Origin of the sequence: Youhaiella tibetensis (genome assembly GCF_008000755.1) — a bacterium.
GTDB lineage: Bacteria > Pseudomonadota > Alphaproteobacteria > Rhizobiales > Devosiaceae > Paradevosia > Paradevosia tibetensis.
The window spans coordinates 4,391,205-4,405,114 of the sequence record NZ_CP041690.1 but is presented as its reverse complement, the minus strand read 5'-3'; the positions used below and the strand labels follow the sequence as shown (position 1 = coordinate 4,405,114).

Below are 13,910 nucleotides of genomic sequence, written 5' to 3'. Positions count from 1 at the left end.
CCGGCGTCCTCTGGGCGCCGGTTTTGTTTTGAGCGCTCCCTGGACCCGGGCCTTTGCCGGGCGCCAGGACCCGGGCAAAGAAAAAGGGCGCGGATCGCTCCGCGCCCTTCTCCATGTTCAATCTGCCCGAGGTCAGAGCGTGCGCTGCACGGTCTCGACGCGGAAGCATTCGATGACATCGCCCTGGCGGATGTCCTCGTAGTTCTCGAAGGCCATGCCGCATTCCTGGCCGACCTGGACGTCCTTGACCTCGTCCTTGAAGCGCTTGAGCGTCTTGAGCTTGCCTTCGTGGATAACGACGTTGTCGCGCAGCAGGCGCACGCCGGCGCCACGCTCGACGATGCCTTCGGTGACACGGCAGCCGGCGACCTTGCCGACCTTGGTGATCTGGAAGACTTCGAGGATCTCGGCGTAGCCGATGAAGGTTTCGCGGCGCTCCGGAGCGAGCAGGCCCGACATGGCCGACTTCACGTCATCCACGAGGTCGTAGATGATGTTGTAGTAGCGGATCTCGATGCCGTCGCGCTGGGCCAGATCGGCGGCCTGCTTGTTGGCACGGACGTTGAAGCCGATGATGATGGCGCCCGAGGCGGAGGCCAGCGTCACGTCGGATTCGGTAATGCCGCCCACCCCGCTCATCAGGATCTGCGCCGACACTTCGTCGGTCGAGAGCTTGTTGAGCGAAGCGACGATGGCTTCGACGGAACCCTGCACGTCGCCCTTGATGATCAGCGGGAACTTGGAGATCCCGGCGATCTTGAGCTGATTCATCATCTGCTCGAGGCTGGTGGCGCCGCCACCGGCGGTCTTCTCGCGGATGGCGCGCTGACGGTATTCGGTGACCTCGCGGGCACGCGCTTCCGTCTCGACCACCGAGAAGCGGTCGCCGGCATTGGGCACGCCCGAGAAACCGAGCACTTCCACCGGGCTCGAGGGCAAGGCGGACTTCACCTGCTCGCCCTTGTCGTTGATGAGCGCACGCACGCGGGCCCATTCGGTGCCGGCCACCACGATGTCGCCCACATGGAGCGTACCGCGCTGGACGAGAACGGTGGCCACGGCGCCGCGACCGCGATCGAGCTTGGCTTCGATGACCAGGCCTTCGGCGCGACCATCGACATTGGCCTTGAGCTCGAGCACTTCGGCCTGCAGCAGGATGGTTTCGAGGAGCTTGTCCAGACCCTGGTGGGTCTTGGCCGACACTTCCACGTCCAGCACTTCACCGCCCATCGATTCGACGAACACTTCGTGCTGAAGCAGTTCGGTACGAACGCGGTTGGGATCGGCCTCGTGCTTGTCGATCTTGTTGATGGCCACGATGATCGGAACACCGGCCGCCTTGGCGTGCTTGATGGATTCGATCGTCTGCGGCATCACGCCGTCGTCCGCCGCCACCACGAGGATGGCGATGTCGGTGGCCTGGGCGCCGCGGGCACGCATGGCGGTGAACGCCTCGTGGCCCGGGGTATCCAGGAACGTGATCTTCTGGCCGTTCTTTTCGACCTGATAGGCGCCGATGTGCTGGGTGATGCCGCCGGCTTCGCCCGAAACCACATTGGCCTCGCGGATCGCGTCGAGCAGCGAAGTCTTGCCGTGGTCGACGTGGCCCATGATGGTCACGACGGGCGGACGCGGGGTCATGTCCTCGGCCTTGTCGTCGCGGACGTCATCGAAGAGACCTTCTTCGACGTCGGCTTCCGACACGCGCTTGACGGTGTGGCCCAGCTCGGTGGCGATCAGTTCGGCGGTATCGGCATCCAGGATGTCGTTGATCTTGGCCATCTGGCCCTGCTGCATGAGCAGCTTGATCACGTCGACCGAGCGTTCCGCCATGCGGTTGGCCAGTTCCTGGACGGTGATCGCCTCGGGAATCGTCACTTCACGGGAAAGCTTGGGCGCGGCCTGGACGTTGCGGCCCATCTTCTTGTCGCGGCGACGCTTCATGGCCGCCAGGGACGGGCCGCGATCGCGGTCGTTGTCCGAAAGGGCGGTGGTGAGCGTCAGGCGGCCGCGGGCATTGGCATCTTCCCCGCTGCGGCGGGAGGGACGCTCGGGCGCGGCGCGGTTGGCGCGGCGGGCATTCTCGATCTCATCGGGATTGACCAGGGCGCGCGGCGCGGCCGACGGGGCCGAACGGGTCTTGCGCCCATCGGCTTCGCTGGGCGGAGCCGGCGGCACGTTGGCGACCGGGGCCATGGCCGGCTTGGGCGTGGCGCGACGCGGCTGATCGGGACGACCCGGACGACCGGCGGCAAAACGCACGCTCTGCGGGCCACCCGGACGCTGAGTCTGAGCGGGAGCCGGCTTTTCGGCCGGGGCCTTGGCTTCCTCGACGGCGGGCGCCTGAGCCTGGGCGGCGGCGGCCTTGGCAGCCTCCTCGGCAGCGCGGGCGCGCTCTTCTTCCTGGCGGGCGGCGTCTTCGCGAACCTGGCGACGGCGGGCATCGTCCTCGATGCGGCGCGCCTCCTCGGCGGCGAAACGGGCCTGCTCGTCGGCGGCACGGGCCGCCGCTTCACGCAGGACGCGATTGCGCGCCTCGGCCTCGTTCGAGGTCAGGCCGGGTGCCGGACGGTTCGACTGGGACGAACGCTGCTGCGGACGCCCGCCGGGCTGGCCGGGACGCTGACCGCCGGGCGAGCCCGGACCGCCCTGGGGACGGGGAGAGCCTGCCTGGGACGGATTGGATGAACCGGGCGCTCCAGGCGCGCCGAAGCGCCGCGTGCGCTTTTCGACGACGACAGTGCGCGAGGGCCGCGACATGCCGGGGCGCGATCCCGAAGAGGGACCACCCTTCAATGTCAGGGTCTTCTTACCGCCTGCGCCCGTATTGGTGTCGTCACTATCAGCCATGTACTCGCGTCTCTATCTCGTCTTGCGAAGCGAAGAACTCTCTTGGAGGGACGTCCGGTCGCTTCAGTTTCCGGCGACGTAGCGGGCGAGTCTTTGAGCCCGCGCAAGCGCCGATTGGGCTGCCGCCCCTTTCGTGAGCGCAGCATGTATCACATTTTCGAGGCCGAGTGCCAAACCCAATTGCTCGGAATCGAGCAACTCGAAATGGGGTACCGGCGGCGCCCCGAATCCAGCCTCTTCTGCCTGCCGCTCACGGGCGCGCAATGCGCCCAGGAGCTTGGCCCTGCCGTCCTCGGCGGCGTCGGTGGCGGTCAGAAGGGCGAGGATATCGCCCTTGTCGATCGCACCGCGCACCTTGGCGGCTCCCGTCAGCAACTGGCCAGCCTTGCGGGCCAGACCCAGTGCGCCAAGAAGGCGCTGTTCTAGCCTCGTTCTGGTCAGCTCGGCAAGGTCGTCCGGCACGATCACCTGAGCTTTGAGGCTTTTGGTGAAGGCCTTCTTCCTAACCGCTTCGGCGACCGAGGCCTGCGAGAGCGTGATCCACACGCCCCGCCCCTCGGCCTTGGCATCCGTATCGGGCACCAGGACCTCATCGGGGCCGACCACGAACCGGATAAGGTCCGCGACCGGCTTTTCCTCACGGGTCAGGGCGCATTGCCTGATGGTCTCTTGGCGACGCGGCATCGGAAAGGTGCCCTTCGTCCCGACCGACCGATCAGGCCTGCTCCTCGCCCTCGACGTCGCCTTCCAGGGCCGCCTCGTCCTCGACGACTTCGTCGGCCGTGATCCAGCCCGCCTTGATGCGCGCCTGCAGGATCATGTCCTCGGCCTCTTCGCGAGAGACCGGGAAATCCTTGAGCGTGCCTTCGTAGCGCTTGACCTCGCCATTGACGCGCTCGGTCCAGCCGATCAGGTCGTCAGAGGCGCAACCGGCAAAGTCCTCGATGGTCTTGATGCCATCCTTGCCCAGGGCCACGAGCATGCCGGCGGTGAGGCCGGGGATCTCGTAGAGCTCGTCGGCAACGCCAAGCTTGATGCGCTCTTCGTCGAACGCGCGGTCGATGGCGGCGAGGTATTCGGCGGCACGGTTCTGGATTTCGGCCGCGGTTTCCTCGTCGAAGCCTTCGATCGAAGCGATTTCGCTCACATCGATATAGGCCAGTTCCTCGACCGACGAGAAGCCTTCGGAAGCCAATAGTTGGGCAACCATCTCGTCAACATCAAGGGCGTTCATGAACAATTCCGAACGCTCGGTGAATTCCTTCTGGCGGCGCTCGGACTCTTCCTGCTCGGTGAGGATGTCGATATCCCAGCCGATGAGCTGGCTGGCCAGGCGCACGTTCTGGCCGCGGCGACCGATGGCGAGCGAGAGCTGCTCGTCGGGCACCACCACCTCGATGCGCTCGGCCTGCTCGTCGAGCACGACCTTGGCCACATCGGCCGGCTGCAGGGCCGAAACCACGAGGTCGGCGATGTTCTCGGTCCAGGGAATGATGTCGATCTTCTCGCCCTGGAGCTCGGCCACGACCGCCTGGACGCGCGAGCCGCGCATACCCACGCACGCCCCGACCGGGTCGATCGAGGAATCCGAGGAGGTCACGGCGATCTTGGCGCGCGAACCCGGATCACGGGCGATCGAACGAATCGTGATGATCCCGTCATAGATTTCCGGCACTTCCTGCATGAAGAGCTTGGCCATGAACTGGGGATGGGTGCGCGAAAGGAAGATCTGCGGACCGCGCTGCTCGCGGCGCACGTCGTAGACATAGGCGCGCACGCGGTCGCCGTAGCGGAACATTTCGCGCGGGATTAGCTCGTCGCGGCGGATGATGGCTTCGCCACGGCCCAGATCGACGATGACGTTGCCGTATTCGACGCGCTTGACGGTGCCGTTGACGATCTCGCCGATGCGGCTGGAATATTCGTCATACATGCGCTCGCGCTCGGCGTCGCGCACCTTCTGGACGATGACCTGCTTGGCCGACTGGGCAGCGATGCGGCCGAATTCGATGGGCGGCAGCGGCTCGGTGAGGAAATCGCCGATCTTGGCGTCGGGCGACTTGGACTTGGCGGTCTTGAGATCGACCTGGCGGCCAGGCTCCTCGACATGCTCGACGATCTCGAGCAGGCGCCACAGGCGCAGTTCGCCCGAACGCGGGTTGATCTCGGCCTTGATTTCGGTCTCGGCGCCGTAACGGGCCTTGGCGGCCTTCTCGATGGCATCCTGCATGGCTTCGATCACGACCATGCGGTCGATCGACTTTTCGCGGGCGACGGCGTCTGCGATCTGCAGCAGCTCGAGTCTGTTCGCGCTAACGGCCATTTGTGTTTGCTCCTCTATGATCCGCAGCGGGCGGCGTCAGTTCGTCGTGGATTCGTCTTCGGGATCGACTTCGACGGTCTCGATTTCCTCGTCGTCGTCGATCGGGGCCTCTTCCTGGTCGATGCGGGCCATGTCCATGAGCTTGTCGGTCATGATCAGCTTGGCCTCGGCAAGGGCCGAAAGTGGCAGGCGGTGGTCGGGATCGGTCCCGGCCGGGGCATCGGGCAGCGTGATGGTGAAGCTCTCGTCATCGACCGCGGCGATGAGCCCGCGATAGCGCTTGCGGTCGCCCTCGACCGGGTCGGTGAGCTCGATGCGGGCCTCGTGGCCGATATAGGTCCGGAAATCGCGGGCGCGCACCAGCGGACGGTCGATGCCGGGCGAGGACACTTCCAGGTGATATTCGCGGTCGATCGGGTCCTCGACATCCAGAATCGGATTGAGGTCTTTCGAGAGCGCCTCGCAATCCTGGATGGTGAAGCGGCCGTTCTCGTCCTCGGCCATGATCTGGAGCGTGCAGCCGTTTTCCTGCGTGACCTTCACGCGCACCAGCGAAAAGCCCAGGTCGTTGGCGACGGGCTCGACGATGGCGGCGATGCGCGCCTCGAGCCCGGTTTCCTTGATGTAGCGTTTCTCGTTGAGATCGAAAGCCATAGGGTCTTTGCAGGTAATAAAAAAGAGCGGGGCCGGTTGGCACCCACTCCCTTAAGAGAGCCATTGATGTTGGCGCCTGTATAGCGCTTCGCCCGCCCCAACGCAAGATGAAGCCCCCTGCCCCGCGGTTTGAGCCGACTCGCCCGGTCTGCTAGAAGGCGGCTACCATACTTCAAGCACATGAATGGAAAGACCATGGAATACCGGCGCCTTGGCAAATCGGGCCTCAAGGTCAGCGAATTCTCCTTCGGATCGTGGGTGACGTTCGGCAAGCAGGTGGACGGGGGCGACGCCAAATCGCTGATGACCGCGGCCTATGACGCGGGCATCAACTTCTTCGACAATGCCGAGGGATACGAACAGGGCAATTCCGAAAAGCTCATGGGCGATGCCCTGAAGGACCTGGGCTGGGGGCGGGACAGCTATATCGTCTCCTCCAAGGTGTTCTGGGGCGGCAGCAAGCCGACCCAGAAGGGCCTTTCGCGCAAGCACGTGACCGATGCCTGCAACGCCGCGCTCAAGCGCCTGCAGGTGGACTATCTCGACCTCTATTTCTGCCACCGGCCGGACGTCGACACTCCGATCGAGGAAACGGTGCGCGCCATGGATGCGCTCATCACCCAGGGCAAGATCCTCTACTGGGGAACCTCGGAATGGACGGCCCAGCAGCTCACCGAAGCCTGGGGCGTGGCGCGGGCCTATGGGCTGACGCCACCGACCATGGAACAGCCGCAATACAACATCCTCGAGCGCCGCAAGGTCGAGGGCGACTTCCTGCCGCTCTACGAGCTCTTCGGACTGGGCACGACGATCTGGTCGCCGCTGGCCTCGGGGATCCTGACGGGCAAGTACCTGGAAGGCATTCCCAATGACAGCCGGCTCAACCTGCCCGGCTACGAATGGCTCAAGGAGCGCTGGTCGACCCCGGACGGGCGCGAGAAGCAGGCGCAGGTCAAGGAACTGGCGGAGCTGGCCGGGGAAATCGGCATTTCGCTGACGCACCTGTCGCTGCTCTGGTGCCTCTACAACCCGCATGTCTCCACGGTGATCCTGGGCGCCTCGCGCCTTTCCCAGCTGGAGGACAACCTCGCCGCGCTCGCCCACAAGGACAAGGTGACGGCCGAGGTCATGGCGCGGATCGACGAGATCGTGGGCAACAAGCCGGCCGGTCCGCAGCGGTTCTGAACGGGATCAGGGAAAAATGGGAAGGGCGGCTTGCGGGCCGCCCTTTTTCGTTACGCGATCTCGAATTCGCACCAGTGCGAATAGGGGCGATCGGGCGAATAGATCACGTTGGGGAAATAGGGCCGGTGCACGGCGTCGGGGAACGCCTGGTCCTCGAGGCAGAAGCCCGAGAAGTGCTTGTAGGTGCGCCCGCCCAGGCCCGGCACGGGCATATCGGTATAGACCCCGTTATAGAACTGGAGGCCGGGGCGGTCGGTCCGGAGCTTGAGGGTGAGCGCCCCGTCATCGCCGGTGACGACGGCGACGGGCTCGCCGAGGTCGCGCCCGTTGTCGAGCACGAGATTGCCATCGAAGGCCACAGGCTGGCCGGAGGCGTCGCGCAGGGCGCGAGCGGTGCGGAAATCCCATTTGGTGGCATCGACCGGGCGGATGACGCCGGTCGGCAGCAGGTCTTCGCCGTTTTCTGTGAAGGCGCTGGCGGCGAAGCGATAGCTGTGGTCGAGCACGGTCTGGGCGCCCGAGAGATTGAAATACTGGTGCTGGACCAGGCTGATCGGGGTCTTGCGGTCGGTGGTGGCGGCAAACTCGAGCCGCAGGTGATTGCCGGTCAAGCTATAGGTGGCCGAAAAATCGACATTGCCGGGATAGCCGGCGGCGCCATCGGGAGAGAAGAAGCGGAACCGGACGCTGTTGGCGGCGCTGTCGGCCTCCCCGTCCCAGACCTGGCGACCGAGGCCCTCCGGGCCGCCGTGGAGACTATTGGGGCCTTCATTGGCGGGGACGCTATAGGTCTTGCCATCGATGACGAAGCTGGAGCCGGCGATGCGGTTGGCGACGCGTCCGGCGACGGCGCCGAAATGCGGGCTGTGGGCGGGATAGGCGGGAAAATCCTCAAATCCGAGCACGACCGAGCGCGGCGCACCCTTGACCGGGACGCGCCAATCGCGCACCGCAACGCCGAAGCCGATGATGTCGACCTCTACGCCCGTATCGCTCTTCAGGCGGAATTGATCGACGCGCTTGCCCTCGTACTCGCCGAAGCTGGAAACCGCGATGGCCATGGATGGAGCCCTCCCCTCTAGGGTCCGAGGTGATACAGGGGTTTTGGCCGAGGGAAAAGTACGGGGGCCCGGGAAAGTTTTCGGGAAACACGCCGGAGTTGACGGGCGTGCCTCAAGGGTCGAGTGTCGTTTCAAAAAGGGGGGAGCGGGTTGAGCGAAGGCGTGGATACCGGACTGGAGGGCAGGCGGGCGACCGTGCACGACGTGGCGCGCGAAGCCGGGGTTTCGCTGGCAACGGTCGATCGGGTGCTGAACGGACGGCCCGGCGTGCGGCCGGAAACCGCCCAGAAGGTCGAGGACGCCATCAAGGCGCTCGACTTCCGGCGCGATCTTTCCGCCTCGCTGCTGGCGCGCGCCAAGGACCTGCGCATCCGCTTCCTCATCCCCTCCGGCTCGAACGAATTCATGGGCAATCTCAACGCCGCCATCGAGCGGCAGGCGCGCGAGGCGCGTGGGCAGCGCGTCGAGATTTCGGCCGGCCCCGTGCGGGCGCTCGACCCGTCGGACCTCAAGGCAACGCTCGACGGGCTGGAAGCACGCTCGTGCGACTGCGCGGTGATCGTGGCCACCGAGGACGACATGGTGCGCCAGGCGGTCGAGGACGCCTCGCGCCGTGGCATCGTGGTGATGACGCTGGTCTCGGACCTGCCCGGCTCGCGGCGGCGTGCCTTCATCGGCATCGACAACGTGGCGGCCGGGCGCACCGCGGCCTCGCTGCTCGGCCGGTTCCTGCCGCAGGGCGGCAAGGTAGGGCTGGTGGCCGGCTCGCTCGACCTGCGCGACCATCGCGAGCGCCTCGAGGGCTTTTCCCAGGTGCTGGCGCAGGAGTTTGCGGACCTCGTGGCCGTGGGGCCGATGGAGGGCCATGACGAGGCCAGCCAGACCGGGGAGGCGGTGACGCGGCTGTTGGCGGCCCATCCCGACCTTGCAGGGCTCTATAACCTGGGCGCGGGCAATGCCGGCCTCATCGACGCGCTGGCGGCGGCGGGGCGCGCGGGCACGATGCGGGTCGTGGCGCACGAGCTCACGCCCTCGACCAGCCGGGGCCTGCGCGAGGGTGTGATCGACGTGGTGCTGGACCAGAACCCGGAAGGCGAGATCCGCGCCGCCATCGCCGCCGCCCGCGCATTGGCGGCCGGCTCGGCGCGCGGCGGCGAGGGCGAGGGCCAGCGCAGTCCGATTGCAATCGGGATTTTCCTGCGCGACAATCTGCGATAAGAAGACGCTGTCCGGCGTCGGGAGGTGCCGGACGCAATGGTTTTCCAGTCATCAACAGGCCCGATTGAACGGGACGGGAGGAGCGGGATGACGTATTTTGCCAGGTCTGAGGTACGTGCCTCATGACCTATCTGGGCATCGATATCGGCACGTCCGGGGTCAAGGCGATCCTGATGGACGAAAAGGGCCGGCTGCTGGGCGAGGCGACGAGCGGGCTGGACGTGTTCCGGCCGCAGTCGGGCTGGTCCGAGCAGCGGGCCGAGGACTGGTGGACGGCACTGCTGGCGGCGGTCGACAGGCTGGCGGCCGACCATCCGGCCGAGATGTCGGCACTGCGCGGGCTCGGCCTTTCCGGCCAGATGCATGGCGCCACGCTTCTCGACAAGGACGACAAGGTGCTGCGTCCCGCCATTCTCTGGAACGACGGGCGCGCGTTTGCCGAATGCGCCGAGATGGAGGCGGCGGAACCGCGCCTGCGCGAGATCGCCGGCAATATCGCCATGCCCGGCTTCACGGCACCGAAGCTCCTCTGGGTACGCAAGCACGAGCCGAAAATCTTTGCACGCACCGCCAAGGTGCTGCTGCCCAAGGATTATGTGCGGTTCCTGCTGACGGGCGAATTCGTATCGGAAATGTCGGATGCCTCGGGCACCCTCTGGCTCGATGTGGGCAAGCGCGACTGGTCCGACGCCCTGCTCCGGGCCACGGGGCTCGAGCGCTCGCACATGCCGCGCCTCGTCGAGGGCAGCGCGCCTTCGGGCGACCTCAAGGCCGAACTCATCAAGCGCTGGGGCATTGCCGGGCCGGTGGTGGTGGCGGGCGGCGGCGGGGACAACGCCGCCTCTGCCTGCGGCATCGGGGCGATCCGGCCGGGCGAGGGCTTCGTTTCGCTCGGTACGTCCGGCGTGCTCTTCGTTTCCAATGACCGCTTCCGGCCCAATACGGCGGGGGCCGTGCACGCCTTCTGCCACGCCATTCCCGACACCTGGCACCAGATGGGGGTGATCCTTTCGGCCACCGACAGCCTCAACTGGCTCTCCAAGCTGACCGGACAGGATGCGGCGCGGCTCGCGGGCGAGGCCGAGGCCCGCTTCACCGGGCCGGGCGAAGAGATCTTTCTGCCTTATCTTTCCGGCGAGCGCACGCCGCACAACAATGCCAATGCGCGCGGCGCCTTCGTGGGGCTGTCGCACCTTTCCGACCCGGCGCGGCTGGCGCAGGCGGTGATGGAGGGCGTGACCTTCGCCTTCCGCGACTGCCAGCGGGTGCTGAGCGATGCCGGCACCAGCATCGACTATCTCTTGGCCGTGGGCGGGGGATCGCGATCGAACCTCTGGCTCAGGATGCTGGCGACCAATCTCAACATGCCCATCGCCCTGCCCCATGACGGGGACTATGGCGGCGCGTTCGGCGCGGCGCGGCTGGGGCTGTGCGCCGCCGAGGGCGCGGACCCCGCCACCGTCATGACCCGCCCGGCCATCAAATCCGTCGTCGAGCCCGAGGCGGGACTCGCCGAGGCCTATGCCAACAAATATGGGCGCTATCGCGCCCTTTACGAACCTATCGAGGAGGCACGTTCGTGACCGATTTTTTCAAGGGCATCAGCCCGGTAAAGTTCGAGGGGCCGCAGAGCGCCAACCCCCTCGCCTATCGTTTCTACAACAAGGACGAGATGGTGATGGGCAAGCGGATGGAGGACCATATCCGCCCCGCCGTCGCCTATTGGCACACCTTCGCCTGGGAAGGCGGGGACCCGTTCGGCGGGCGCACGTTCGACCGGCCGTGGTTCGGGGATTCGATGGACCATGCCCGGCTCAAGGCCGACGTGGCCTTCGAGCTCTTCGATCTTCTCGACATTCCCTTCTTCTGCTTCCACGACCGCGACATCGCCCCTGAAGGCGCTTCGCTGGCCGAGAGCAACAGGAACGTGCGCGCCATCGCCGAGATCTTTGCGCGCAAGATGGAGACGAGCCGGACGCGCCTGCTCTGGGGCACGGCCAATCTTTTCTCCAACCGCCGCTACATGTCGGGCGCCGCCACCAATCCGGATCCCGATGTCTTCGTGTACGCCGCCGCGCAGGTGAAGAACGTGCTCGAGATCACCAAGGACCTGGGGGGCTCGAACTATGTGCTCTGGGGCGGGCGCGAGGGCTACGAGACGCTGCTCAATACCAAGATCGGCCAGGAAATGGACCAGATGGCGCGGTTCATCGACCTCGTCATCAACCACGCCAAGAAGATCGGGTTCGACGGCCAGATCCTGATCGAACCCAAGCCGCAGGAGCCGTCCAAGCACCAGTACGACTTCGATGTCTCGACGGTCTACGGGTTCCTCAAGAAGTACGGCTTCGAGAACGAGGTAAAGTGCAATATCGAGGTCGGCCACGCGTTCCTGGCCAACCACTCGTTCGAGCACGAACTGGCCGTGGCCGCCTCGCTCGGCATCCTGGGTTCGGTCGACGCCAACCGCAACGACCTGCAATCGGGCTGGGATACCGACCAGTTCCCCAATTCGGTGCCCGAGACGACGCTGGCCTTCTACCAGATCCTCAAGAATGGCGGACTGGGCAAGGGCGGCTTCAACTTCGACGCCAAGGTGCGCCGCCAGTCGCTCGACCCGGCCGACCTGCTGCACGGCCATGTCGGCGGGCTCGACGTGCTGGCCCGTTCGCTCAAGGCGGCGGCGGCCCTTATCGAGGACGGCACCTACGACAAGGCGGTCGATGCCCGCTATGCCGGCTGGCAGACCCCCGAGGGCCAGGCGATCCTCAAGGGCGAGCGCTCGCTGGACGACCTGGCCGCGCGGGTCGAGAAGGAGAACCTCAATCCCCAGCCGCACTCGGGGCAGCAGGAATATCTCGAGAACCTCATCAACCGGTTCGTCTGACCCAGACAACCCTCCCGGCGCCCGGCGCGGGGAGGGTTTTCCCTTCGGAAAACAGGCCCATGCCCAAGATCACAAACCCCATCCTGCCCGGGTTCAACCCGGACCCGTCCATCCTGCGCGTCGGGGAGGACTATTACATCGCCACCTCGACCTTCGAATGGTACCCGGGCGTGCAGATCCACCATTCGCGCGACCTGGCGAACTGGGAGCTGGTAACGCGCCCGCTCAACCGCAAGAGCCAGCTCGACATGCGCGGGGATCCCGACAGCTGCGGCATCTGGGCCCCGTGCCTTTCCTACGCGGATGGGCTGTTCTGGCTCATCTATACCGACGTCAAGCGCAAGGACGGCTCGTTCAAGGACGCGCACAACTACCTGGTCACCGCGCCCTCGATCGAAGGGCCGTGGTCGGACCCGATCTACATGAATTCCTCGGGCTTCGATCCCTCGCTCTTCCATGACGAGGACGGCCGGAAGTGGTTCGTCAACATGCTTTGGGACCACCGGGTGCGCCCGCTGCTCTTTGCCGGCATCGCGCTGCAGGAATACGACCCCAAGGCGCAAAAGCTCGTTGGCCCGGTCAAGAACATCTACAAGGGCACCGACCTCAAGCTCGTCGAGGGGCCGCATCTCTATAAGCGCAACGGCAAGGACGGGCGGCCCTGGTATTACCTGATGACCGCCGAGGGCGGCACGGGCTACGACCACGCGGTGACTTTCGCCCGTTCGCGCTCGATCGACGGGCCATACGAGACGCACCCGGAAAAATATGTCGTCACCGCCAAGGACAGCCCGCTCAACAAGCTGCAGCGGGCCGGGCATGGCGACTGGGTCGAGACGCCCGACGGCAAGACCTATATCGTCCACCTCACCGGCCGGCCGACCACCCAGAAGCGCCGGTGCGTCCTGGGTCGCGAGACGGCGATCCAGGAAGCGGAGTGGCGGGACGACGACTGGCTCTGGCTCAAACACGGCACCAACGTGCCGGCGCTCGAAGTCGAGGTGCCCGGCACGCGCGACGAGGCAAGGTACTGGGCCGAGCAGCGCTACGCTTTCGATGGCGAATTGCACAAGGATTTCCAGTGGCTGCGCACACCGGAAACCGACCGCATCTTCCGGCTCGAGAACGGCAAGCTGCGCTTGTTCGGGCGGGAATCGATCGGCTCGTGGTTCGAGCAGGCGCTCGTCGCCCGGCGCCAGACGCATTTTTCCTATGATGCCGAGACGGTGGTCGATTTCGCGGCGACCGACGAGCGCACCATGGCCGGGCTCGTGGCCTATTACGGGCGCTACAACTTCTTCTACCTGGCGGTGACGGCGCATTCGGACGGGCAGCGCGAATTGCTGATCATGTCCTCGGAAGCCAGTTTCCCGGATGGGAAGCTGCGCTTCCCGGCGGCGCCGGTGACCATCCCCAATGATGGGAAGGTGCGGCTGGCACTCACCATCCGCGGGGCGGCGCTGCAGTTCTTCTACGCCCTCGATGGCGAGGACCTGCAGCCGATCGGACCGGTCCTGGATGCCTCGATCCTTTCCGACGAGTGCGGCGGGCATGCCGAGCACGGCAGCTTTACCGGAGCGTTCGTCGGCATGGCGGCGCACGACCTCAATGGCACCGCCAGCCCGGCCGACTTCGACTATTTCGTCTACCGGCCGATGCACGATCCGAGCGACCGGTACGTCTGAGAGGCGAGCCGGCGGGGGCGATCCCGCCGGCATCGCGAGCCAGAGAT

The 13,910-nt window shown here is 65.9% G+C and carries 10 protein-coding genes; 5 read left to right on the top strand and 5 right to left on the bottom strand.

Annotated elements, in window-relative coordinates; all coding sequences use genetic code 11:
* Nucleotides 1-132 precede the first annotated feature (132 nt).
* The 4 genes from infB to rimP form a co-directional block, all read right to left on the bottom strand.
* The gene (gene infB, locus FNA67_RS21615) at nt 133-2,850 is read right to left on the bottom strand and encodes a translation initiation factor IF-2 (protein ID WP_049707113.1); all 2,718 of its coding nucleotides are present in this window, start codon (nt 2,848-2,850) and stop codon (nt 133-135) included.
* A gap of 63 nt (nt 2,851-2,913) precedes the next feature.
* Nucleotides 2,914-3,534 (bottom strand): RNA-binding protein, encoded by a 621-nt coding sequence (locus FNA67_RS21610; protein WP_049707112.1) that lies wholly within the window; start codon nt 3,532-3,534, stop codon nt 2,914-2,916.
* Nucleotides 3,535-3,565: 31 nt separating this feature from the next.
* Nucleotides 3,566-5,173: a transcription termination factor NusA gene (nusA, locus tag FNA67_RS21605; RefSeq protein ID WP_049707111.1), complete on the bottom strand. Its 1,608-nt coding sequence runs from the start codon at nt 5,171-5,173 to the stop codon at nt 3,566-3,568.
* 36 nt (nt 5,174-5,209) lie between these two features.
* Nucleotides 5,210-5,827, bottom strand: a complete 618-nt coding sequence (rimP, locus tag FNA67_RS21600; RefSeq protein WP_147658080.1) for a ribosome maturation factor RimP — start codon at nt 5,825-5,827, stop codon at nt 5,210-5,212.
* 195 nt (nt 5,828-6,022) lie between these two features.
* Here rimP and FNA67_RS21595 point away from each other — a divergent pair, with 195 nt between their 5' ends.
* On the top strand, nt 6,023-7,012 hold the full coding sequence (locus FNA67_RS21595) for a potassium channel beta subunit family protein (RefSeq protein ID WP_049707109.1): 990 nt from the start codon (nt 6,023-6,025) through the stop codon (nt 7,010-7,012).
* Between the two features lie 50 nt (nt 7,013-7,062).
* Here FNA67_RS21595 and FNA67_RS21590 read toward each other — a convergent pair whose 3' ends face one another.
* A complete protein-coding gene (locus FNA67_RS21590) occupies nt 7,063-8,073 on the bottom strand; it encodes an aldose epimerase family protein (protein WP_147658079.1) in 1,011 nt (336 codons plus the stop codon).
* A gap of 150 nt (nt 8,074-8,223) precedes the next feature.
* Here FNA67_RS21590 and FNA67_RS21585 point away from each other — a divergent pair, with 150 nt between their 5' ends.
* The 4 genes from FNA67_RS21585 to FNA67_RS21570 all read left to right on the top strand — a co-directional run bounded on the left by FNA67_RS21585 (nt 8,224) and on the right by FNA67_RS21570 (nt 13,863).
* On the top strand, nt 8,224-9,291 hold the full coding sequence (locus FNA67_RS21585) for a LacI family DNA-binding transcriptional regulator (protein WP_188569626.1): 1,068 nt from the start codon (nt 8,224-8,226) through the stop codon (nt 9,289-9,291).
* A 122-nt stretch (nt 9,292-9,413) separates the two neighbouring features.
* Nucleotides 9,414-10,874, top strand: a complete 1,461-nt coding sequence (gene xylB, locus FNA67_RS21580; protein ID WP_147658078.1) for a xylulokinase — start codon at nt 9,414-9,416, stop codon at nt 10,872-10,874.
* Nucleotides 10,871-12,178 (top strand): xylose isomerase, encoded by a 1,308-nt coding sequence (gene xylA, locus FNA67_RS21575; protein ID WP_147658077.1) that lies wholly within the window; start codon nt 10,871-10,873, stop codon nt 12,176-12,178. The genes xylB and xylA overlap by 4 nt, the downstream gene beginning before the upstream one ends.
* Before the next feature lie 59 nt (nt 12,179-12,237).
* Nucleotides 12,238-13,863 carry a glycoside hydrolase family 43 protein gene (locus FNA67_RS21570; RefSeq protein WP_147658076.1) on the top strand — a complete coding sequence of 542 codons (1,626 nt, stop codon included), beginning with the start codon at nt 12,238-12,240 and terminating at the stop codon, nt 13,861-13,863.
* Nucleotides 13,864-13,910 lie beyond the last annotated feature (47 nt).